Genomic DNA, 22790 nt, shown 5'->3' with positions numbered 1-22790 from the left:
ATGTGGGCAGTCGTCATGGCGATCACCCTCGACCTCTCGCACGTGCCGCTCGCGCTGTCCCGGTTCGACGGCGAGCAGAGTCTGGACGAGGTCGAGCAGTACATCGATCGCATGTCCGAGATCCACGCCCGCCGGCAGCCCTACGTCGGCATCGTGTGGATGCGCCGGTACGCTCGCGGTGCGGCGCACACCGAGCGGATGGGCCGGTGGATCAAGGACACCGAGGAGACCACCCGCCGCTACTGCATGGGCGTCGCCATGATCAGCCAGTCGACCGGCTTTCGCTTCGCGCTGGCGGCGATCTTCCTGATCCGGCCGATGCCGTGCCCTTATCTGGTCTGCGGGACATGGTCCGAGGCCATCGCCTATGCGCGGGCCCAGGCCGGCAAGAGCGGCGTCGTGCTGCCCGAGCTGGCCAGCCCGTGGCCCGAGCTCGCCTGAGGTCGGCCGAGGCCGCGGGACCTCACTCGGCACCGTCCCGCGCGCGCTGTACCATGCCGGGATGCGTCGTCCTGCCCTCGCCTTGCCCGCCTTCCTCGCGCTCGCCGCCTGCGGCGACGACACCGGCACCTCCACCGGGGCGTCGGCCACCGACACCAGCACCTCCACGAGCGGGCCGACCACCTCCACGACTGTCTCTTCGGACAGCCAGAGCGACACCGCGACTCCGCCGACCACCAGCGGCGGCAGCGACAGCGACAGCGCCACGACGGGCACCGCCACCTCGCCGACCGGCGGCGACACTACCACCGGCGGCGAGGTCACCTGCGATCAGTCGCCGCACTACCGCGTCGGCGCGGCGATCCGCGACATCACCGGCCCCTCCGCCGAGCTGGTGATGATGGGCTACTCGATGCCGGAGCAGAAGGCCGAGGGCATCAGCACGCGGCTGTGGGCGCGCGCCTTCGTCGTCGAGCACCCGTGCAGCGGCACCCGGATCGCCTTCGTCAGCGCCGACCTCGGCCAGGTGTTCCAGGGCGTCCACCTCGAGGTCGTCAAGCGGCTCAAGGAGAAGCTCGGCGCCGACCGCTACGACTTCGACAACATCGCCCTCTCGGCCACGCACACCCACTCCGGCCTCGGCGGCTTCTCGCACTACACCATGTTCAACCTCGCGGTCGGCGGCTACGACCCCGACAACTTCGAGGTCATCGTCGCCGGCATCGTCGACGCGATCGTCGCCGCCGACGCCGGCCTCGATCACGGGGTCGTCAAGATCGCCCAGGGCCCGCTGCAGGACGCCAACTGGAACCGCAGCCCGCAGGCCTACGCCGAGAACCCCGACCCCGAGCGCGCCGCCCACGAGGCCGAGATGATGCGCGACACCAACACTGCGATGACGGTGCTGCGATTCGAGCGCACCGGCGAGGGCGAGCTCGACGGCCAGCCGATCGGCATGCTGACCTGGTTCTCGAGCCACGCCACCAGCGTCTCGAACCAGAACCGCCTCGTCAGCGGCGATCACAAGGGCCTCGCCTCCTACTTCATGGAGAAGCACTTCGGCGCCGACTACACCGCGCCGAATCCGTTCGTCGCCGCCTTCGCCCAGAGCGACGCCGGCGACGTCTCGCCGAGCGAGGTCGTCGTCGGCGAGCCGAAGAACACCGTCGTGCGCCCGTGCGACGACAGCCCCGACCCCGACTGCGACGACCTCGGCAACGCCGTCGTCCACGGCACCTGGCAGTACGAGCGCGCGCTCGAGCTGTTCGACGAGGCCGGCGAGCACCTGCGCGGACCGGCCGCCGGCCGGCTCGCCTTCATCGACATGGAGAACGTCACCGTCGGCCCCGAGTTCACCGGCGAGGACGAGCACACCACCTGCCACGCCGCGATCGGCTTCTCGATCGCCGCCGGCGCCGAGGACGGCGTCGCGGTCGCCTTCATCGAGGAGGGCATCGTCTACGGCGACCTGCCCAAGGTCACCCTCGTGCCCGAGGACCAGGCGTGTCACGAGGAGAAGACCATCCTGCTGCCCGTCGGGCGCATGCTCCCGTATCCGTGGTCACCGACGATCTTGCCGGCCCAGGTGCTGCGCCTCGGCGGCCTCGCCATCCTCCCCGCCCCGTTCGAGGTCACCACGATCTCCGGCCGCCGCCTGCGCAACACCGTCCTCGCCGCGCTCGAGGGTACGGGCGTCACGCGGGCGGTGATCGCCGGCCTGTCGAACGGCTACTCGAGCTACGTCACCACGCGCGAGGAGTACGCGATCCAGCACTACGAGGGCGCGTTTACGCAGTTCGGCCCGTGGACCCTGGCCGCCTGGCAGCAGGAGTTCTCGCAGGTCGCCGAGGCGCTGCGCGACGGCGTCCAGGCGCCGCACAAGGGGACCCCGCTCGACCTCAGCGACGACCAGATCGTCAACGTCCCCGGCGTCGTCGCCGACTCGCCGTGCGCCCTGCTCGACGCCATCCTGTGCCTCTCCGAGAAGTTCGGCGACGTCGTCGCGCCTCCGCCGGCCAGCGCCGGCCCCGGCGACCTGGTCAAGGTGACCTTCCGCGGCGCGCACCCTCGCAACGACCTGCGCACCGGCACCGGCTACCTCGAGGTCCAGCGCGACGACGGCGGCGCGTGGACGGTCGTCGCCCGCGACTGGGACCCCGAGACGCGGTTCCGCTGGCGCCGCACCGGCGGCCCGCTGAGCCCGACCTCCGAGGTCGACGTCGAGTGGAAGCTCCCGGACGACGTCGTGCCCGGCACCTACCGGATCGTCTACAACGGCGACGCCAGGTCGCTCATCGGCACCTACACCCCGATCTCGGGCACCTCGCCGACCTTCACGGTGCAGTGAGGCCAGCGCCTCGGGACATGTCCTTGCCGACATGTCCCGAGCGACACTGCACTTCAGCCCTGCCCCTCAGGCCAGGTCGACCGGGTGGAAGTGCGAGAACGGCCGGCCGAGCTCGGCCACCTCGGACGGCGCGATCCACTGGCACACCGCCTCGAACTGGGCCCACAGCTGCCGCACCACCGGGTTCTCGTGGGCGCGGCGGACCGCGTCCTCCGAGGCCCACTCGAACACCTCGAGGATCGAGCCGTCGGCCGCGCGCATCACGATCGGCTCGCGGTCGGTGGCGAGGTCCTGGGCGCGCAGCGCGGGCACGTGGCCGCGCAGCAGCTCGAGCAGCTCCTCGGCGCGACCGGGGAGAGGACGGTAGCAGGCGATGACGATGACTCCCATTTCACAGCCGTAGCGCGCGTGCAGAGGGCGGTCAAGGCCGCGAGGGCGTGAGCCTAACGCGGCGAGCGCGACACGCTGGCGGCGTAGATCGCCGCCAAGGACAGCGCCGTACCAGCGGCCTCGACCGCGCCGAACGGCTCGGCGAACACCAGCACGCCCCACAGCGTGGCGAGCACCGGTTGCAGCAGCAGCAACAGCGAACCGCTCGCGGCCGGCACGTGCGGCATGGCCCGCGAGATGAGCGCCCACCCGCCCACGTGCGCGCCGACCCCGAGCAGCAGGAGCAGCCCGAAGTCGCCGGCGGTGGCCACCGCCAGCGACTCGCCCGACGCCAGCGCCGCCACCACCAGCAGCGCCCCCGCCGTCGCGCTCGACACGAACAGCGCCAGGGCGACCCCGAGCGGCCGCTCCCCGCGCTGGGCTGTCCGCAGGGACAGGTAGTAGCCGGCGTAGAACACCCCCGTCAGCAGGCCCAGCAGCACGCCCTGCAGGTGGACCGGGCTGCGCTCCAGGCCCGGCAGCGCCAGCATCACGGTGCCGACCAGGGCCAGCAGCGCGCACACCCCGAGCCGCCGCGTCAGCCGCTCGCCGAGCAGCAGCGCCGAGAACAGCGCGACCCAGAACACCTGCGTGTTGGCCAGCAGCGTCGCCAGACCTGTCCCGGAGTACAGGATGCTCTTGTGCCACACGAACAGGTCGCCGGCGAAGCAGGCGCCCGCCAGCGCCGCCCACGCGACCGCAGAGCCGCGCCGCTTCGCCTGTCTGTTCGGACCTGTCCGCGAGGCCAGCCACGCCAGCGGCAGCAAGGCGACCGCCCCGAGCCCGCAGCGATACGCGCCGATCGCCGCCGGCCCGAGCGCGATCCACTTGACGAACAGCGCGGTCACGCTGATCACGGCCGCGCCGAGGGCGACCAGCAGCAGAGGCGCGCGCGGAGGGGTGATGTCGGCCATCAGCGAGTTCAACCGTGGCGCCGAGCTCTACCCGCGGCGGCGCGGGCGCAGGGACGGCGCGCGTCCACGTCGGCGCGCGCGACACTAGCCCGCCGCCCGGGTGGGCACAAGCGGCTGTTCCCCGCGGCGAGGCTCGCGTAAGGTCAAAAGTCGCCGATGCTCGTCCTCAGCCCCGCCACCGCCCACGACCTGGCCGCTTTGCAGGTGATCGAGCGCTCGGCCACCGACCTCTATTACGAGGCGGGCTTCTCGCGCCTGGCGATCCGCCCGCGCGGCGACGACGACATGCGCGCCCTGCTGGGCCAGACCACCATCCTGCTGGCGCGCGACGGCGACGACGCGATCGGCTACGTCAGCTACTACCCGCGCGGCCCGTACATGCACCTCGAGGAGATCGCCGTCCGCCGCGACCGCCAGCGCCGCGGCAGCGGCCGCCAGCTCGCCGACCAGGTGCTCGCGGCCGCCCGCGCCGACCCCCAGTGCAGCCACCTGTCGCTGGTCGCCTTCTGCCGCGCGCCCTGGGCCCTCCGCCTCTACGACCGCCTCGGCTTCCGCCCGCTGGTCGCCCTGCCCGGCCCCTTGCCCCACGCCGAGCTGCTGAACGAGCTGCTGCCCGAAGCCGCGGCGGACGAGCCGCGGCAGGTCATGGTAATGCCGATCGCATCGTGATCCGCCGCGACCTCCACCAGCAGAACCGCCTCGCCTGGGACGCCGCCACCCCCGCGCACAGCAGCCACAAGCGCGACGAGGCCCGCTTCCTCCGCGCCGGCGGCACCACCCTGTTCGACGACGAGGTCCACCTGCTCCTCGGCACAGGTCCAGAGGGACATGTCCTCGAGGACATTCGCAAGTCCGGCGCGCGTCCGCTGAGCGGCCTGCGCCTGCTCCACGGGGCGTGCAACGCCGGGCAGGACACCCTGTCGCTGGCGCGGCTGGGCGCCGACGTCACCGGCGTCGACATCAGCCCGACGGCGATCGCCGCCGCGCAGACGCTGGCCGAGGAGACGGGCATCCCCGCGCGCTTCGTCGTCGCCGACCTCTACGACTGGCTGCCGACCCAGGAGCCGGTGTTCGACGTCGTGTTCATGACCTACGGCGCGCTGCTCTGGATGTCCGACCTCGACGCCCTCTACGCCGCGCTCGCGCGGGTCCTCAAGCCCGGCGGTCGCTGCATCGGCCTCGAGTTCCACCCGCTGGCGATGATGTACGAGCAGGGCCGCCTCACCTACCCGTACGACGGCGGCGCCCACGTCGTCGGCGAGACCGGCGTCGGCGACTACGTGGCGGCCTCCGGGACCGCCCTGGCGCCGTCCGGCTTCGTCGAGGGCCAGGTCGGCTTCAAGAACCCGCACGCCACCAACGAGTTCTCGTGGGGCGTCGCCGACATCCTCGGCGCCCTGCGCGCGGGCCTCGTGCTCGAGGTCGTGCGCGAGTACCCCTACGCCAACGGGTGCAAGATCTGGCCGGACCTGGTCGAACAGCCAGGTCGACGCTACGCCCCGGCCGGCGGCGCGGTGCCGCCGCTGATGCTCGGCTGGTCGTCGCGCCGGCCCGAGTGAGCGCCGCGCCTGGCCCTCCAGCCAGGTGCCGACCGCTGGCGGGCGACCAAAGAGAACGCACCTGGCCCCATCGACCAGGTGCGCTCTCGCGTCCGCCGCGGCTCAGTTGAGCAGCGTCTCGGGCTTGGCCGGCGCCGGCGGCGTCTCCGGCTCGGGGGCGTCGAAGCGGAACGTCAGCTTGTCGTCGGCGCCGACGTCGACCGTCACGTGGCCGCCGTGCTCGAGCTTGCCGAACAGCAGCTCGTCGACCAGCTTGGCCTTGATCTCCTCGTCGAGGAGGCGGGCCATCGGCCGCGCGCCGTACAGCTTGTCGTAGCCCTTGCGCGCGACCCACGCGCGGGCCGCCTCGGCGAAGCTGAACGTGACCTTGCGGTCGGCCAGCTGCAGCTGCAGCTCGCGCAGCATCTTGTCGGCGACCTGCAGGATGACCTCGGGCGGCAGCGACTTGAACACGACGATGCGGTCGAGCCGGTTGCGGAACTCGGGGCTGAACGTGCGCTCGAGCGCCGCCTTGGGGTCGCCGACCTTGGCGTCCTCGCGCTCGGCGAAGCCGACCTGGCGGGTCGTCATGTCGGTCGCGCCGGCGTTGCTCGTCATGATGAGGATGACGTTGCGGAAGTCGGTCTTGCGGCCGTTGTTGTCGGTCAGCGTCGCGTGGTCCATCACCTGCAGCAGGATCGCGAACAGGTCGGGGTGGGCCTTCTCGATCTCGTCGAGGATCACCACGCTGTGCGGGTTCTTGCTGACCGCGTCGGTGAGCAGCCCGCCCTGGTCGAAGCCGACGTACCCGGGCGGCGCGCCGATCAGGCGGCTGACGCTGTGCTTCTCCATGTACTCGCTCATGTCGAAGCGCAGCAGCGGGACCGCCAGCTGGGCCGCGAGCTGCTTGGCGAGCTCGGTCTTGCCGACGCCGGTGGGGCCGGCGAAGAGGAAGCTGCCGATCGGCTTGTCGACCCGGCCGAGGCCGGCGCGCGAGCGCTTGATCGCGGCCGTGACCGTGGCCACCGCCTCGTCTTGCCCGAAGACCAGGTCACGCAGGCCCGCCTGGAGCGACTGCAGCACCTCGCGGTCGGAGGTCGACACCGACTTCGGGGGGATCCGCGCCATCCTGGCGATGACCGCCTCGACGTCGCTGGCGCCGACCGGGATCTTCGGCGGCGACGGGGCCGGGCGGCCCGGTTGAACGTGACCTGCAGCGCCTTCGCGGCGGGCGGCGGCGGCGGCGGCGCCCCGAGGCGCACCGCGGCGCCCGTCTCGTCCATCACGTCGATCGCCGAGTCGGGCAGGTGGCGGTCGCGCAGGTACTTGTGCGCCAGGCGGGCGCACAGGTCGAGCGCCTCGTCGCTGTAGGCCACCGCGTGGTGCTCTTCGTAGGCCGGGCGCAGGCCCTTGAGGATGTCGATCGTGTCCTCGACGCTCGGCTCCAAGATCTCCACCTTCTGGAACCGGCGCGCCAGCGCCGCGTCGCGTTCGAACGACTGCTTGAAGTCCTTGTAGGTGGTGGCGCCGATGCAGCGCAGCTCGCCCGACGCCAGCGCCGGCTTGAGCATGTTGCTGGCGTCCATCGTCCCGCCGGACGTCGCGCCGGCGCCGACGATGGTGTGGATCTCGTCGATGAAGAGGATCGCGCCGGGGTCCTTCTGCAGGGCGGCGATCACCGCCTTGAGGCGCTCCTCGAACTGGCCGCGGAACTTGGTGCCGGCGAGGACGGCGCCCATGTCGAGCGCGTACAGCTTGGCATTCAGCAGCGCCGCCGGCACCTTGCCCTCGTGCACGCGCAGCGCCAGGCCCTCGACCACCGCCGTCTTGCCGACGCCGGGCTCGCCGACCAGCACCGGGTTGTTCTTGCGCCGGCGGCACAGCACCTGGACCACCCGCTGGATCTCCTGCGTGCGGCCGATGAGCAGCTCGATCTTCCCTGCCGCCGCCTTGGCGCTGAGGTCGACGCAGTAGGCACCGAGCGGGTCGCCCGCCACGCGCTCGTCGTCGTCCTCTTCACCGCCGACCGGGTTCGGCGCCGGTCGGCCCTGCGGCGCGCGCTCGCTGCTGCCCTTGCCGATCCCGTGCGACAGGAACAGGGTCGCGTCGCGGCGCGTCACCCCGTGCTCGCGCAGCACGTAGGCGGCGAAGCCTCGCTCTCGGCGAAGATGGCGATCAGGAGGTTGGCGCCGGTGACCTCGGTGCGGCCGGAGCCCTGCACATGAAGGATCGCGCGCTGCAGCACGCGGCCGACGCCGATCGTCTGGTGGACCGTGGCCTCGGCCTCGTCGGGCAGGCGCTCGACGTTCTGCTCGATGAAGCCCTCGAGCTCGCCGCGCATCTTGTCGACGTCGGCGCTACAGGCCTGGAGCACCTTGCGCGCGCTGGCGTCGTCGAGCAGCGCGAGCAGCAGGTGCTCGAGCGTGATGTACTCGTGGCGCCGCCGCTGGGTGTCGGCGATGGCGTGGTTTATCGTCTGCTTGAGTTCATTGCTCAGCATCGGGGTCTTCCTCGGGCTCCATCGACGCCATCAAGGGGCACTCTTGTTGGCGCGCGAGCATGTGTACCTGGGCGACCTTCGTCTCGGCGATCTCGTGGGTGTAGACGCCGGCGACGCCCACGCCGTGGTTATGCACGTGCAGCATGATCGCCGTCGCCTCGGCTTCGCCCTTGTGAAACACGGTCTGCAACAGGCGGACGACGAACTCCATCGGCGTGTAGTCGTCGTTGTGGAGCAGGACGCGGTACATCCGTGGGCGTTGCGTCTTGCGCTCCGTGCGACTCTTCAGCGCAACACTGCCCTTGGGGCTGGCTTTCTCACGGCTGGACATGCTGCTGGCACTCTAGTGTAGCCCTCGCGGCGGGGCTTTCCACCCCGCCCGCAGGCGGACCTGTGCTAGCGTACACGAGTCACGTGCCGGATCTGACGACCCGCAGCGTCACAAGCCTGGCGAGCGTCGACGCCGCGTCTTGGGACGCGCTCGCTCACGAGGGCTGCCCTTCTAAAGCACGGGTTCCTGCGGGCGCTCGAGTTGTCGGGGTCGATCGGCGACGAGGCGGGTTGGCGGCCGGTCTACGTGCTGGTGGAGCAGCACGGCGCCGGTGGCGCAGGGTCGCCCCCGCGCCTGGTCGGTGCGGCGCCCACGTACGTCAAGCGTCACAGCTACGGCGAGTTCATCTTCGACTGGGCGTGGGCGCGGGCGGCCGTGCAGGGCGGCCTGCGCTACTACCCCAAGCTGGTGATCGCGGCGCCGATGACCCCGGCCACCGGTCCCCGCATGCTGATCGCCGCCGACGTCGCGCGCGACGAGATCGTGCGTCACCTGATCGCGGGCGTGCGCGACGTCGCGGACGCCGAGCGCTGCTGGTCGATCCACTGGTTGTTCACCACGGCCCGCGAGCACGACGAGCTGGCCGCGCACGGCTTCATGCGCCGCGCCAGCTACCAGTATCACTGGCACAACGAGGGCTACGCCGACTTCGAGGCCTTCCTCGCCACCATGACCTCGCGCCGGCGCAAGCAGCTCCGCAAGGAGCGCGCCCGGGCCCGCGAGGGCATCGACGCGCTGGAGTGGGTCCGAGGCCCCGACCTCGGCCCCGACGACCTGGCCGACATCGACCGCTACTACCGCAGCACCGTGCGCGCCTACGGCGGCCTCGACTACCTTCAGACAGGTTTCTTCGAGCATGTCCACAAGGCCATGCCGGAGCAGATGCTGTGGGCCCGCGCTCGCCGCGGCGGCCGGACCATCGCCGGCACCCTCTACTTCGAGACCGACGCGGCGCTGTTCGGCCGCTACTGGGGCTGCGACGAGAACGTCCCGTTCCTCCACTTCGAGGCCGCCTACTACGCGGCCATCGAGCGCTGCATCGCCCGCAAGACCCCGCGCTTCGAGGCCGGCGCCCAGGGCGAACACAAGCTGCTGCGGGGCTTCGCGCCGGCCCGCACCCACAGCAGCCACTGGTTCCGCCACCCCGGCCTCGCCTCCGCGGTCGAGCGCTACCTGGTCGAGGAGACGGTCGCCGCCCACGAACAGATGCGCGAGCTCGAGGACTACCTCCCGTTCCGCGAAGGCACGCCCGACCCCGAGAAAGAGTGAGCCGCGGCCCGCGCGAGGCCGCATGACCGACGCGCGAGCCGCGAACGAGCGACGTATGACCCGTCGCCCGTCGGCGCGCGCCGCTCTGTCGCCGCGCGCCCTCTCTGACTCGTCGCGGGCCGCGTCGGTGCACGCGCCGGCGCATCGGCGCGCGCCTCACTTGCTCACCGCATCGGCGCGCGCTCTCTTACTCGCCGCGCGACGCTGCGTTCGGGTCGAGGTCCTCGAGGTGGCCGCGCACGAACCGGCGGTAGGTCATTCGCGTGCCGCGCCGGTGGTCGACGACGACGTCGCCCTGGACCTGGATCGTCCGGATCTTGTCGCCGCGCATGCCGCTACCGGCCTGAGCCTTGCGGGCGGCGCAGCGGTCGGCCCGCGCCGCCTCGCGCTGCTCGGCCGCCAGCCGCGCGCGCAGCAGCTCCAGCGCGGTCTCGCGGTTGATGCTCTGGCTGCGGCCGCCGTCGACGCGCACGTGGTGACCGCTCGGCTTGTGACGCAGGTGGACCGCGGTCGACGTCTTGTTCCGGTGCTGCCCGCCCTTGCCGCTGCCGCGGCAGAACTCCTCCTCGAGGTCCTCCGGGCGGATCTCCACCGCCACCGCCGACGCCGGCTCGAGCACCACCACGGTCACGGTGCTCGAGTGGACCCGGCCGCGCTTCTCGGTCGGCGGCACGCGCTGCCAGCGGTGGCCGCCCGCCTCGTCGGCGAACCATCGCGGCGTCGCGCGACCGCTCGCCTTGAAGCAGAGGAACCCGGGGCGCGCGTCGATCACTTCCAGGTCAAGGTGCTCCCGCACCGCCAGCTCTGGTACACCGCGAACTGCTCGTGCACGAGCAACTTGGCGTCGTCGCCGCCCTCGGCGGCCCTTATCTCGATGATGAGCGTGGTCTTCATGGCTGCCTGTCCGGCCGCGCCGTCGCGAACGCAGCGCGCCACCCGGGCCGGCGCGGCCTCGATCTCGACGACCCCGCGAGGGTCGTGAGACCTGCTGCACCCGGATGGCGCGAAGGACAGGTGATGCTCAACCGCGACCGACGAGCACGCCGCCGCGCACCCGGAGGGCGCGGACGGAGCGCGAGCGGATCGTGGCGCGCATGACGGGCAGACCATACGCGCGGCGGGGCGGCGAAGCAAGCCGCGTCAGCCGGGATCGATGGGCGCGCACTTGAACTCGACCTCGATCTCGGCCTCCTTGTCGTTCTGGACCGCGACGCAGGTCTCGGGGCACAGCACGACCTTGCCGGCGTCGAGGTAGAACGACGCCGGCGCGCACGCGCTCGCGTCTTCGACCTGCTGGAACACCTCCGCGTCCATCGCGTTCATCGGCGTGAACTTGACCAGGATCGACTCCTCGTCGAGCTCCTTGCCCTCCGGCGGCGCCGGGACGGCGAAGTCGCACGCGATGGTGGCGTCCGCGATCACCCCGCTGGCGAGCGCCTGGAACAGCGCGTCGTAGGAGGTCGTGTCGCACAGCGGGAAGCGCAGCGCGCCGGTGGCCACCGACAGGCTCTGGTGGCCGATCCCGCCGTTGACCCCGCTCGGGCACTTGGTGGTCACGATCGGGTCCTCGGCCGAGTACGGCTGATCGGGCGGATCGTTGAACGACAGCCCGACGATGCTGTAGAAGCTGTAGTTGCGGGTCTCGGGCGTCGGCCCGAAGTGCAGCGGCGACAGCTCGCGCAGCTTGGCGTCGAACTTGTCGGCCGCGTTGGCCCCGCCGGCGATCGTGTTGTTGTCGTTGTAGTGATCGTTGCCGTGCGAGCAGACGACGCGGTCGTCCGACACCTCGATCATGATCTTGAACGCGTCGTCGCGCAGCCACGCCTGCCAGCCCTTCGGGGCGAACTTGAACAGGTCCTGCTGCACCCCGTTGAACGTGTCGAGCAGGCGGCACCACGAGTCGGTGCTGTCGATCTCCACGCTGTAATGATAGAACTTGCCGGCGTTGTTGATCGGCTGGCTCGGCGGATTGGTGCAGCCGCCCTTGGGGATCCCGGACAGCGGCGCCTCGATGCACACCTGCGTCGAGGTGTACTTGCCGTAGCGCGAGATCAGGATGACGCGGTAGTCGAGCCCGCTCTCGCCGATGATCTCGGCGAAGTTGTCGTTGATGTTGTCCTGCACGCCCTTGATCTCGGCCGCCATGCTGCCCGAGTTGTCGATCACGATGATGATGTCGACCGGGCGCGGCACCAGCACCGGCACCGCCGACTGCGTCCCGCAGGCCGACGGCATGATCTGGCACGTCGCCGAGCAGCCGCCCTCCGGCCCGTTGAGCTCGCCGAGGTCGCACTCCTCGCCGGGGCCCGGCAGCCCGTCGCCGCACACCTCGAGCTCGCAGCCCGCGCCGCAGCCGACGCCGATCCCGTTGTTGTCGCCCTCGTCGCACGCCTCGCCCGGATCGACGTGACCGTCGCCACAGAACGGCGCCGCCGGCTCGCTCGTGCTCGACGTCCCGGTCGTGCCGCTCGTGGTGCCGAAGCCGCCGGAGCCGCCGCTCGAAGGATCGCCCTCCGACGTCGTCCACGCCCCGCTCGACTGCGACGACTCCATCCCCGTCGTCGTCGTCGTCGTCGTCGTCGCGGGCGATGACGGAGAGGTCTCGGTCGCGACGCCGAAGCCGCTGTCGCTCTCCGCCACCTCGGCGCGGTCGCCGTTGCACGCCGCGAGGAGCGCGGCACACGTCCCCACTTCGAACATTCTATGCATTCGCATACGAGGCCCTCTCCCGCCGCCGCCGCGAGCATCCCGTTCGTCGGCGCAGCCAGTCGCGCGAACAACCGCGCGATCAGAAGGTGGGACGAGGTCGGCTCGCGCGCCATCAAGAACCCGTCAGCATCGGCGCCCGCCACGGCGCGAGCATTCACCCGCGAACGTCCGCAGCGACGCGAATGCACCGTGTTCCGCGGCCGAACGTCGCGCACCGTGGAGGCGCACGACCGACCTGCCGCTGTGACGGTCACCACCGGAGATCGGAGCGCGAGCCGACATCAACGCGACGTTGATGACATTCCCGATCGGACATGCCCTCAAAGACATGCACCGCGGCGACGCCCGCGCCGCCGCGACCGAGCGCGGTCCGGCCGCCGAAGCCCGGCCGCGCAGCTCCGCGCCAGGCGGCACGGCTACATCACGTCGTTGGTGCCGGCGTCGATCGGTCGCATAACCACCCGACCATGTCGGAGCCGGCGATCTGGGACCTCCTCGAGCGCGACCACGAGGCCGTCGGCGCGCAGCTCGCCAAGCTCCAGGCGGCCCCGAAAGCGCGGCGCGCGGGCTGTTGCCGCCGCTCGTGTGCGAGCTGACCGCCCACGCGCGGGCCAAGGAGGCCGTCCTCTACGGCCACCTCCTGCACGACGAGCGGGCCCGCAGCCGGGTCGTCGAGGCCCTCCAGGAGCTCGAGCGGATCCGGGCCGCGCTCACGGACCTCGAGCTGCTGCCGGCCGGCGACGACAAGTGGCCCTCCCGGCTCGCCGCGCTGGCCGACGCCGTCCGGAACCACTTCCGGGTCGAGAAGGTCGAGCTGCTGGCGATCGCCCGCCAGGCGCTGAGCAAGGCCCAGGCCACCGAGCTGGCGGCCAGCTACCTCGCCGAGCGCACGCGGATCAAGGCCGACCTCTCCTGTTTCGCCGAGTCGCGCTGAGTTATCGTCGGCGCATGGCCAGGAGCTCCCTGTTCGCGGTCACCGTCGCCCTCCTCGGCGCCTGCACCGAGTCCGCGCCCCCGCCCCCGCTCGCCGGCGTGCGCGAGACCTGCGACGACCCTCCGCCGGCCACGCGCCGGCAGGACCTCGTCGAGACCATCCACGACACCCCCGTCGCCGACCCGTACCGCTGGCTCGAGGTCGAGAGCGATCCGGAGGTCAAGGCGTGGATGGCCGCGCAGGACGACTACGCGCGCGAGCGGCTGGCCGCGCTGCCGCGGCGCGACGCCATCGCCGCCCGCCTCGGCGAGCTGCTCGACATCGACGCCATGTCCGCGCCCTACCACCGCGGCGGCAACTACTTCTACACCCGGCGCCACAAGGGCGTGCAGAAGCCGATCTACTACCTCCGCCGCGGCGAACAGGGCCGCGAGGAGGTCCTGATCGATCCGAACAAGCTGAGCTCCGACGGCAGCGTCGCGGTCCACGGCATCTTCCCCGACTTCGCCGGCCGCCTGCTCGCCTACAAGCTCAGCCGCAACAACGCCGACGCCTCGACGATCTACCTGCGCGACCTCGCGACCGGTGACGACCTGCCCGACGTCATCGAGGGCGCGCGTTACGCCACACCGGCGTGGACCCCCGACGGCAGCGGCTTCTACTACGTGTGGCTGCCGACCGACCCGAGCATCCCGCCCTCCGAGCTGCCGGGCCACGCCGAGGTCCGGTTCCACCGCGTCGGCGAACCTGCCTCGAAGGACAGCATCGTCGCGCCGGCCACCGGCGATCCCTCGCGCTTCGTCGGCGTCGGCCTGTCACGCGACGGGCGCTGGCTGTTCCTGCATCATCAGCACGGCTGGACCAGCAGCGACGTCTATCTGCGCGACCTCCACGCCGGCGACACCGAGTTCAAACCACTGGTCGTCGGCCGGCGCGCCATCTACGACGTGACCGCCTGGCGCGACCGCTTCTACGTCCACACCAACGAGGGCGCCCCGCGCTACCGCGTGTTCGAGGTCGACCCGCGAAACCCCGCGCGCGAGGACTGGAAGCTGCTCGTGCCCGAGGCCGACGCCACCCTCGAGGGCCTGCAGATCGTCGGCGAGCGGCTCGTGCTCGCCTACTTGCGCGACGCTCACAGCGCCGTCGTCGTGCGCGGCCTCGACGGCAGCTTCGTCCGCGATCTGCCCCTCCCTGGCCTCGGCAGCGCCAGCGGCCTGGTCGGCAACCCCGACGAAGATCGGGCCTACTTCAGCTTCTCGTCCTTCACCGAGCCGAGCCAGATCTTCGAGACCTCGATCGCAACCGGCGCCACCCGTCTGTGGCAGCGCATCGATCTCCCGGTCGACACCAGCCGCTTCGTCGTCGAACAGATCCGCTACCCCTCGAAGGACGGCACGCCGATCTCCATGTTCGTGGTGCGGCGTCGCGACCTCCCGCTGTCGGCCGACGCCCCCGCCCTCCTCACCGGCTACGGCGGCTTCTCCGTCAGCATGACCCCCGGCTTCTCGGCCCGCGCCGTCGTCTGGCTCGAGCACGGCGGCGTGTTCGCCGTGCCCAACCTGCGCGGCGGCGGCGAGTACGGCGAGGACTGGCACCGCGCCGGCATGCGCGAGCACAAGCAGAACGTCTTCGACGACTTCGCCGCGGCCGCGCGGGCGCTCGTCGAACGCGGCTACACCCGTCACGAGCGCCTGGCCATCATGGGCGGCAGCAACGGCGGACTCCTCGTCGGCGCCACCATGGTCCAGCACCCCGAGCTCGCGCGCGCGGCCGCTTGCGCGGTGCCCTTGCTCGACATGGTCCGTTACACCCAGTTCGGGGCCGGAAAGACGTGGATCCCCGAATACGGCGACCCCGAGGACCCGCGCGATTTCGCCTACATCTATCCGTACTCGCCGTACCATCATGTGACGGCGGGGACGCGATACCCCGCGATGCTGATGCTCGCCGCCGACAGCGACGACCGCGTGGACCCCATGCACGCCCGCAAGTTCACCGCCCAGATCCAGCACGCCAGCAAGCGCCCGGCGTGGCTGCGCATCGAGTCGAACGCCGGTCACGGCGGCGCCGACCTGCTGCATCAGACCATCGCCCGCGAGGCCGACACTCTGGCCTTCCTCCTGCACCACGTCGCCCCCTGAGATCGCAGACTGCGGGCAATCCCGCGCCGCGGCCTCGCGTGGACGAACGCGAGGCCGCTGACATAACCTGCGATCATGGTGGACTGTCGGATCGCGGGCCTGCTCGCGCTCGTCGCCGGCGCGAGCGCATGCTTCGTGCCGAACCCGCTGTTCCTCGTCGGCGACAGCGACGACGCGACCGGCGACGCGAGCCTGGACCCCGCGACCTCTGGCGACGCGAGCACCAGCACCGGCCCTGCCGCCAGCAGCGGCCCCGCCGAGACCGGTGATGCACCCGGCACCACCGGCGACGACTCGCCCGTCTGCGGCAACGGCGAGCAGGAGCTCGGCGAGCAGTGCGACGACGGCAACCAGATCGCCGGCGACGACTGCGAGCTCAATTGCCACCGGCTGTTTCGTCCGTGGGACCAGCCCGTCGCGGGCTCCGAGGGCGCCACCGCCTTCGCCGTCGGCGACCTCGACGGCGACGGCGACGACGACCTCGCGCTCGGCTTCTCGACCTGCTCGATCGGGCAGGCGTGCGTCCGCGTCTGGCACAACCAGGGCGACGCGGTCTTCGTCGAGGGCGAGCCCGTGGCGATCGCCGAGGCGCCCGCGCGTCTGTTCATCGCCGACTGGGACCACGACGACGTCCCCGACCTGCTCGCCACCCACGCCGGCGGCTTCGTCAGCCTCGCGCTCCTCGGTGCCGTCGATCCGCCGCTCGAGCTCCCCCAGCTCGGCGACCTGGCCGCCGCGATCGTCGCCCACATCGACGGCGACGAGCTACCCGACCTCGTCATCCCCGACGAGGCCAACCAGCGGATCTACTACGTCCTCGCCAACGGCTTCGGCTTCACCCAGCCCAACACGGTCACCCCCGGGTTCCCGCCGCGCCACGTCGCCGTCGGCGACGTCGACGCGGACGGCGAGGTCGACCTCGCCTACTCGATCAACCTCGGTCCGACCACCGGCTTCTCCGTCAAGCTCGGCTTCGAGGGCGCGGACCTCGGCCCCTTCACCAGCAACGCCAGCAACGCCGGCGCCATCGCTCTCGGCGAGTTCGGGCTCCCCGTGGCCCAACATCGTCTACAGCGATCCGGTCGGCAACACCCTGCAGGTGTTCAACAACAAGGGCGGCGGCCAGTTCGAGAAGTCGAGCGACACCGTCGACGCCGAGCCCGGCATGCTGCGACTGCTGGGCGCGCGCATCAACACCGACGACGTCGACAACATCGTCGCCCTCGCCCCCGCGGCCCTGCAGATCTTCACTTACGCTGACGGCAAGATCGTCTCCGGCCCCTCGCGCAACTTCGCCGGCACCGGCATCGACGTGCAGGTCGGCCGGCTCGGCGGCGACGACCGCGTCGACCTCGCCGTCCTGACCAGCACCGGCGTCTACACCCTCGTCAATCAAGCCGGCGAATGAATCGACGGCGACGAACGAGCGACATCCGCCGCCCCCGCCGCGGAGCCACGACCCGTCCGCCGCCCGCGCCGTGATCCCCCCGCGCGCCCCTGGACATCGCCGACGCCGCGTTGCCGACCCCGCGAGCCGCGTCGATCACCGCGCCGCGACCGCGATCCAGAGCGACCGCCATGCCCGCGTCCCTGTTCGCGCTCCGCCGCCGCCTGTTCGTCGCGCTCGGCCTCGGCGCCTCTACCGGTTGCAGCAGTTCCTCGACCTCCGGCGCTTCGCCGGCCAGCCACGAGGCGTGCGTCTGCGACCACGCCTTCGCCGACGACCACGCGCGCTGCGTCCCCGCCCTCCGCCGCACCGACGACGACTGTCCCGACGGCAGCCGCGGCGCCTCGTCATGGTTCGACGTCCGCGAGCTCGAGTCGTACCTCGCCGGCCGCGGCCTCTCCGACACCTGCCTGCGCGACGGCGACCGCGAGACCGACGAGGACTGCGCCCACGACCCCGACGCGGGCCACCGGCGCTGCCGTTACGAGGCCTGCGCGATCGGCCGCCCGTTCGTCGTCGCCGGCGCCGCGCGCACGGCCCCCGCGGTCACGCGCGCCGACTGGCTGACGGAGATCGACCTGCCGAGCGACCTACCCTCCGAAGTGCAGGCCGCGATCGCCAGTCACTGGGCAGCGGTCGCCGCACTCGAGCACGCCTCGGTCGCCAGCTTCGCCGCGGTCACCCTCGACCTCATGGCGCTCGGTGCCCCGCCCGATCTGCTCGCCGAGGCCCAGCGCGCGGCGCTCGACGAGATCGAGCACGCCCGCTTCGCCTGGTCGCTCGCCAGCCTGTGGTCCGGCCGTCCGCTCGGCCCCGGCCCGCTCGCGCTCGACGGCTTCCCCTTGCGACATGTCCTCGAGGACATCGTAGAGGCCCTCGTGCGCGACGGCTGCGTCGGCGAGACCCTCGGCGCCGCCGAGGCCCAGCTGTGCGCCGAGCTGGCCGCCCACCCGGTCCTCGCCGCCCGCCTCGCCGGCATCGCCGACGACGAGACCCGCCACGCCGCGCTCGCCTGGCGCACCCTCCGTTGGCTGCTCGCCAGCCACGGCCCCGCGGTCCGCCTCGTCGCTCTCGGCGCCGTCGCCGAGCTGCGCGCCGAGCTGGCCACCGACCTCCCGCCCGACGACCCGCGCCCTGCCGCCCCGGGCTGGGGCCTCCTGCGCCCCAGGGCGCGCCGCGCCCACCAACGCGAGACCTTCGCCGCAGTGATCGAACCCGTCCTCCGCACCCTCCTCGGCCCGACCGCCGTCGCCTGAGTAGAGGACATGTCCCCGAGGACATCTCGTCACACTGCGTTCGCGACGGCTTCGCCACGAAGCCCGCAGGCCGAACCTCCCTCGCATCCCGCGCGCCTCCGGATCCGCCGACGCGCCGCCCGGGGATCTTGCAACCGTTCGTCTGCCCCCGACACGTGTCCTGCACGGACGACCTCGTGCGCTGCCTTTCACGCCTCGACCCCGCTCGGATTGCGGCAGAGCCTGGCAGCCGCCCGATGCCTCCGTTCAACAAGCGAACGCGCATCCCGGCGAAGCGTCGCCGTCGGCCCGACATGGATGACGGGAGCACCGGTCGCCTGACAGCGCGTCCGGCAGACCGGCGAGCAAACGTCCACCGCCGTGCTGCCACGCGCGCTCGCGCCCTCACATGTCCCAAAAGACAGCCGGTGTGCAGCCGCCTGCACCGATCGGCCACACCGGTCCGCGCTCGCGAGCGGAGGCGGCGGGTCCGCGACGTGTGAGATTCGCCAGGGGGTCCGTGGACCCGCCCCGCTTGCGGCCGCGCTCCGCGATTTGCCACCATGCGCGCGGAGCTCGGCCAGTCCCCCCATGACAGCATCCCACGGTCCAATCGGCCCCCACACCACCCAGGGCCGCAAGGTCCTCGTCACCGGCGCCGGCGGACAGGTCGGCCTCGATCTCCTGCAGGCGCTGCGGGCTCGCGGCGACCAGGTGTTCGCCAGCGACCTCGCCACGCCGAGCGGCGACGCCGGCCTCGGCCTGCCGTGGTCCAGCCTCGACGTCACCCAGGCCGCCCAGGTCGACGCGCTGTTCGCCGAGCGCGGCCCGACGTCGTCTACCACCTGGCCGCGATCCTCAGCGCCACCGGCGAGCGCGACCCGCTGCGCACCTACGCCGTCAACCAGGACGGCACGCTGCACGTCCTCGAGGCCGCGCGCAAGTTCGGCGTGCGCCAGGTGATCTTCACCAGCACGATCGCCGTGTTCGGGCCCGGCCTGCCGCCGCTCGTCGGCGACGACGTCTCGCTGCGCCCGACCACCATGTACGGCGTCACCAAGGTCGCCGGCGAGCTGCTCGGCGAGTACTACAGCCGCCGCCACGGCCTCGACTTCCGCGGCGTCCGCTTCCCCGGCCTGCTGTCGGCCGTGCTGCCGGGCGGCGGCACCAGCGACTACGCCCCGCTGATGTACTACGAGACGCTGCGCACCGGCGGCTACGAGGCGTTCTGCCGCCCCGACAGCCAGATCCCACTGATGTACATGCCAGACGCCCTGCGCGCCCTCGTCGAGCTGTCGCTGGCCCCGCGCGAGCGCCTCGGCCGCTGCATCTACAACATCGCCGCCTTCTCGCCGACCGCGCAGGAGATCGCGGACGAGGTCGCTCGCGTCGTCCCCGGCGCCCGCATCACTTTCAAGCCCGACCCTGCGCGCCAGGCCATCCTCGACTCGTGGCCGCGCGCGCTCGACGACACCTGCGCCCGCCGCGACTGGGACTGGCGCCCGGCCTGGGACCTGGCCAGGATGAGCGACGACCTCACCCCCAAGCTCGCCGCGCTGGCCGCCCGCGCCGGCAAGTGAACCGCTTCCCGCCTGCCCCGAAGGACCTGTCCTCATGTACAGCAAAGCCCGCGACCACTACGCCGCCATCCTCGCCGAGATCGACGCCGCCGGCCTGACCAAGCACGAGCGCGTGATCGCCTCGCCGCAGGGCGCCGAGATCACGGTGAACGGGCGCACGGTCCTCAACTTCTGCGCCAACAACTACCTCGGCCTGTCGAGCCACCCGGCGGTGATCGCCGCCGCCCGCGAGGCCCTCGACGAGCGCGGCTACGGCATGTCCTCGGTCCGCTTCATCTGCGGCACCCAGGACCGCCACAAGGAGCTCGAGCAGCGCCTCTCCGAGTTCGTCGGCACCGAGGACGCGATCCTCTACTCGTCGTGCTTCGACGCCAACGGCGGCCTGTTCGAGACCCTGCTCGGTCCCGAGGACGCGATCATCTCCGACGCCCTCAACCACGCCTCGATCATCGACGGCATCCGCCTGTGCAAGGCGCAGCGCCACCGCTACGCCAACGACAACCTCGAGGAGCTGGAGACCATCCTCAAAGACACCCAGTCGGCCCGCCTGCGCCTCGTCGCCACCGACGGCGTGTTCAGCATGGACGGCAACATCGCCCGCGTGAACCAGATCTGCGACCTCGCCGAGAAGTACGACGCGATGGTCATGGTCGACGACAGCCACGCCACCGGCTTCGTCGGCCCGACCGGCCGCGGCAGCCACGAGCACGGCGGCGCCTTCGGCCGCGTCGACATCATCACCAGCACCCTCGGCAAGGCCCTCGGCGGCGCTTCGGGCGGGTTCGTCGCGTCCAGCAAGGAGATCGTGGCCCTCCTGCGCAACCGCTCGCGGCCGTACCTGTTCAGCAACTCGCTCGCGCCCTCGATCGTCGCCGCCTCGCTCGCGGTCATGGACCTCTTGACCGGCAGCTCCGAGCTGCGCGACCGCCTGGCCGCCAACACCCGCCGCTTCCGCGCCGGCATGACCGCCGCCGGCTTCGCCATCAAGCCCGGTGTCCACCCGATCGTCCCCGTCATGCTCGGCGACGCCCGCCTGGCCGGCGAGTTTGCGGCCCAGATGCTCGAAGAGGGCATCTACGTGGTCGGCTTCTCCTACCCGGTCGTGCCCAAGGACCAGGCCCGGATCCGCGTCCAGCTGTCGGCCGGCCACCAGCCGGAGCACGTCGAGCGCGCGATCGCGGCCTTCTCGGCCGTCGGCAAGAAGCTGGGCGTCCTGCCCGCTTGAACATGTCCTGAAGCACCTGTCCTCTCGGACATCTGAGGACAGGCGCCCCCGCCTGGGAGCGATCTCCCGCCAGTCGCTGCAATGCGAGCCGTCCGGCGGCGAACTCGCGCGTCCTGCGCAGTGCTCAGCGGCTCTTCACGTTGGCGATCATCATCAACACCAGGCACGCGACGACCGGGATCACATAGGGCACGACCTTGAGCCCCCCGAGCTCGAAGTTCTGCCAGCCGAGCAGGAACTCGCCGCCCGCGATCGATGCAGCCACGAGCAGCGCCCCCAGGCGCTCCGGCCAATCGGTCTCGATCTTCAGCCCGATATAGAAGACGAGCAGCCCGACCGCGCCCGTGATCGCGGGGAACGCCCACGCCGGCAGCCCGGCGATGGCGTCGATGCCCTGGGACGCCATGCGGGTTGCTCAGCGCCAGGTTGGCCAGGACCGCCACCAACACCAGGCCAGTGGCGAAGATCAGGTAGGTCCAGATGCGCCCCTTGTGGGCCCGGTGGCTGTGCTCGTGCGCGTGACCTGTTGCCATGCGTTCCTCCGCCGGCATCGTACCGCGTCCCGACCGTGACACCCGGGTCGTGATGCGACGCGGAACACAGTCAACCAACACGCGCGGTCTCGGTCACCGGCCGGCGGGCCATCCTCTCAATTCCGACGTCCCCCTTGCCGAGTCTGACAGTGTCGGGCAGCATAAAATCGTTCGGCTCGGATCCATCGACGCACTTACTGTTCTTTTTTCGTCACGGTACTCCCATGCAACGCAATGCTCTCCGCTGGCTTTGTAACCTCCCGCTCCTCTCACTGATCGCCGCGCCGCTCATGCTCCCGGCCTGTGGCCTCTCGAAGCTCGATATCGACGGCTACGAGGACGGCGACGAGAAGGGTGAAGGCGGCGAAGAAGGCGGCCAGAACGAGGAAGGCGGCCAGGGCGAGGAAGGCGGCGTCGAAGAAGGCGGCGTCGAGGAAGGCGGCCACGAAGAAGGTGGCAGCGGCCCCGGCGACCCCGGCACTGGCGGCTGGGAGGAAGGCGGCGAGGGCGGCGAGCAGGGCGAGACCGGCCTGCCCGGCGAAGAGGGCGGCGAGGAAGGCCAGGCCGAGTGGGGCGGCGAGGAAGAGGGCGGCGGCGAAGGCCCCAACCCCGGTGAAGAAGGCGGCGGCGAGGAAGGCCAGGCCGAATGGGGCGGCGAGGAAGAGGGCGGCGGCGAAGGCCCCAACCCCGGCGAGGAAGGCGGCGGCGAGGAAGGCCAGGCCGAATGGGGCGGTGAAGAAGGCGGCGGCGAAGGCCCCAACCCCGGCGAGGAAGGCGGCGGTGAGGAAGGCCAGGCCGAGTGGGGCGGTGAAGAAGGCGGCGGCGAAGGCCCCAACCCCGGCGAAGAGGGCGGCGGCGAGGAAGGCCAGTCCGAGTGGGGCGGCGAGGAAGGCGGCGGCGAGGGTCCGATGCCGGGCGAGGAAGGCGGCCAGGAGGGCAACGCCGAGTGGGGCGGTGAGGACGGCGGCAGCGGCGGTGAGACCACCGGCGGCTCCCCGGGCGAGGAAGGCGGCGAGTGGGGCGGCGAAGGCGGCGACCCCAACCAGGGCGGCAACAAGCCCGCCAGCAAGCCCGTCCAGATCATCGAGAAGCAGTTCAACCAGTGCCTCGACTCGGGCAGCGCCTACAACCACTGTGTCGGCCAGCTCGACCTCGCACTGAAGAAGCTCTGAGCTCGCACGCGTCCGCGTGAACGCAGCGCCGAGGTCCGTACG

General features: G+C 71.6%; 21 protein-coding genes and 1 pseudogene. 14 read left to right on the top strand and 8 right to left on the bottom strand.

The window, feature by feature from the left end; genetic code table 11:
- Positions 1–15: 15 nt before the first annotated feature.
- A complete protein-coding gene (locus OV079_RS04220; protein WP_267766388.1) occupies positions 16–441 on the top strand; it encodes a hypothetical protein in 426 nt (141 codons plus the stop codon).
- A gap of 61 nt (positions 442–502) precedes the next feature.
- Entirely contained in the window at positions 503–2788 is a 2286-nt protein-coding gene (locus OV079_RS04215) for a neutral/alkaline non-lysosomal ceramidase N-terminal domain-containing protein (RefSeq protein WP_267766387.1), read from the top strand.
- Between the two features lie 66 nt (positions 2789–2854).
- On the opposite strand, the gene OV079_RS04210 is transcribed toward OV079_RS04215, so the two are convergent.
- Together OV079_RS04210 and OV079_RS04205 are read right to left on the bottom strand one after the other, a co-directional pair.
- The gene (locus tag OV079_RS04210; protein WP_267766386.1) at positions 2855–3178 is read right to left on the bottom strand and encodes a putative quinol monooxygenase; all 324 of its coding nucleotides are present in this window, start codon (positions 3176–3178) and stop codon (positions 2855–2857) included.
- A 53-nt stretch (positions 3179–3231) separates the two neighbouring features.
- Positions 3232–4143, bottom strand: coding sequence for a DMT family transporter (locus tag OV079_RS04205; protein ID WP_267766385.1), 912 nt, complete (start codon positions 4141–4143; stop codon positions 3232–3234).
- Between the two features lie 144 nt (positions 4144–4287).
- Here OV079_RS04205 and OV079_RS04200 point away from each other — a divergent pair, with 144 nt between their 5' ends.
- Together OV079_RS04200 and OV079_RS04195 are read left to right on the top strand one after the other, a co-directional pair.
- Positions 4288–4800, top strand: a complete 513-nt coding sequence (locus OV079_RS04200) for a GNAT family N-acetyltransferase (protein ID WP_267766383.1) — start codon at positions 4288–4290, stop codon at positions 4798–4800.
- Positions 4800–5690, top strand: a complete 891-nt coding sequence (locus tag OV079_RS04195; protein ID WP_420829500.1) for a class I SAM-dependent methyltransferase — start codon at positions 4800–4802, stop codon at positions 5688–5690. The genes OV079_RS04200 and OV079_RS04195 overlap by 1 nt, the downstream gene beginning before the upstream one ends.
- Before the next feature lie 102 nt (positions 5691–5792).
- Here OV079_RS04195 and clpA read toward each other — a convergent pair.
- Together clpA and clpS are read right to left on the bottom strand one after the other, a co-directional pair.
- A pseudogene (gene clpA / locus OV079_RS57230) lies at positions 5793–8169 on the bottom strand (ATP-dependent Clp protease ATP-binding subunit ClpA).
- A complete protein-coding gene (gene clpS, locus OV079_RS04175; RefSeq protein ID WP_267766377.1) occupies positions 8156–8500 on the bottom strand; it encodes an ATP-dependent Clp protease adapter ClpS in 345 nt (114 codons plus the stop codon). The pseudogene clpA and the gene clpS overlap by 14 nt, the downstream one beginning before the upstream one ends.
- 201 nt (positions 8501–8701) lie before the next feature.
- On the opposite strand from clpS, the gene OV079_RS04170 reads away from it, so the two are divergent.
- Positions 8702–9769 carry a GNAT family N-acetyltransferase gene (locus tag OV079_RS04170; RefSeq protein WP_267766376.1) on the top strand — a complete coding sequence of 356 codons (1068 nt, stop codon included), beginning with the start codon at positions 8702–8704 and terminating at the stop codon, positions 9767–9769.
- Positions 9770–9956: 187 nt separating this feature from the next.
- Here OV079_RS04170 and OV079_RS04165 read toward each other — a convergent pair whose 3' ends face one another.
- The 3 genes from OV079_RS04165 to OV079_RS04155 form a co-directional block, all read right to left on the bottom strand.
- Positions 9957–10565, bottom strand: coding sequence for a peptide chain release factor-like protein (locus tag OV079_RS04165; RefSeq protein ID WP_267766374.1), 609 nt, complete (start codon positions 10563–10565; stop codon positions 9957–9959).
- Positions 10538–10663 (bottom strand): hypothetical protein, encoded by a 126-nt coding sequence (locus OV079_RS04160; RefSeq protein WP_267766373.1) that lies wholly within the window; start codon positions 10661–10663, stop codon positions 10538–10540. The genes OV079_RS04165 and OV079_RS04160 overlap by 28 nt, the downstream gene beginning before the upstream one ends.
- Positions 10664–10909: 246 nt before the next feature.
- Complete coding sequence (locus tag OV079_RS04155) at positions 10910–12460, bottom strand: hypothetical protein (protein WP_267766372.1); 1551 nt, start codon at positions 12458–12460, stop codon at positions 10910–10912.
- A 485-nt stretch (positions 12461–12945) separates the two neighbouring features.
- On the opposite strand from OV079_RS04155, the gene OV079_RS04150 reads away from it, so the two are divergent.
- The 8 genes from OV079_RS04150 to kbl all read left to right on the top strand — a co-directional run bounded on the left by OV079_RS04150 (position 12946) and on the right by kbl (position 21043).
- A complete protein-coding gene (locus OV079_RS04150) occupies positions 12946–13074 on the top strand; it encodes a hypothetical protein (protein WP_267778869.1) in 129 nt (42 codons plus the stop codon).
- Positions 13062–13412, top strand: a complete 351-nt coding sequence (locus OV079_RS04145) for a hemerythrin domain-containing protein (RefSeq protein WP_338088867.1) — start codon at positions 13062–13064, stop codon at positions 13410–13412. The genes OV079_RS04150 and OV079_RS04145 overlap by 13 nt, the downstream gene beginning before the upstream one ends.
- A gap of 14 nt (positions 13413–13426) precedes the next feature.
- Positions 13427–15556 (top strand): prolyl oligopeptidase family serine peptidase, encoded by a 2130-nt coding sequence (locus OV079_RS04140; RefSeq protein WP_267766369.1) that lies wholly within the window; start codon positions 13427–13429, stop codon positions 15554–15556.
- A gap of 75 nt (positions 15557–15631) precedes the next feature.
- On the top strand, positions 15632–16816 hold the full coding sequence (locus OV079_RS04135) for an FG-GAP-like repeat-containing protein (RefSeq protein WP_267766368.1): 1185 nt from the start codon (positions 15632–15634) through the stop codon (positions 16814–16816).
- Positions 16722–16964: a hypothetical protein gene (locus tag OV079_RS04130; protein WP_267766366.1), complete on the top strand. Its 243-nt coding sequence runs from the start codon at positions 16722–16724 to the stop codon at positions 16962–16964. Before OV079_RS04135 ends, OV079_RS04130 begins: the two co-directional genes overlap by 95 nt.
- Positions 16965–17134: 170 nt before the next feature.
- Positions 17135–18259: a ferritin-like domain-containing protein gene (locus OV079_RS04125; protein WP_267766364.1), complete on the top strand. Its 1125-nt coding sequence runs from the start codon at positions 17135–17137 to the stop codon at positions 18257–18259.
- A 746-nt stretch (positions 18260–19005) separates the two neighbouring features.
- Positions 19006–19818 (top strand): NAD-dependent epimerase/dehydratase family protein, encoded by an 813-nt coding sequence (locus OV079_RS04115; protein WP_338088866.1) that lies wholly within the window; start codon positions 19006–19008, stop codon positions 19816–19818.
- Between the two features lie 34 nt (positions 19819–19852).
- Positions 19853–21043: a glycine C-acetyltransferase gene (gene kbl, locus OV079_RS04110; protein WP_267766361.1), complete on the top strand. Its 1191-nt coding sequence runs from the start codon at positions 19853–19855 to the stop codon at positions 21041–21043.
- A gap of 124 nt (positions 21044–21167) precedes the next feature.
- On the opposite strand, the gene OV079_RS04105 is transcribed toward kbl, so the two are convergent.
- Positions 21168–21449: a hypothetical protein gene (locus OV079_RS04105; protein ID WP_267766360.1), complete on the bottom strand. Its 282-nt coding sequence runs from the start codon at positions 21447–21449 to the stop codon at positions 21168–21170.
- Between the two features lie 276 nt (positions 21450–21725).
- Here OV079_RS04105 and OV079_RS04100 point away from each other — a divergent pair, with 276 nt between their 5' ends.
- Positions 21726–22748 carry a hypothetical protein gene (locus OV079_RS04100; protein ID WP_267766359.1) on the top strand — a complete coding sequence of 341 codons (1023 nt, stop codon included), beginning with the start codon at positions 21726–21728 and terminating at the stop codon, positions 22746–22748.
- Positions 22749–22790: the final 42 nt, after the last annotated feature.

Source organism: Nannocystis pusilla (genome assembly GCF_026626665.1).
GTDB classification, from domain to species: Bacteria; Myxococcota_A; Polyangia; order Nannocystales; family Nannocystaceae; genus Nannocystis; species Nannocystis pusilla.
Note: the sequence above shows the minus strand (reverse complement) of the source record. Positions and strands in the feature narration are given on the sequence as shown.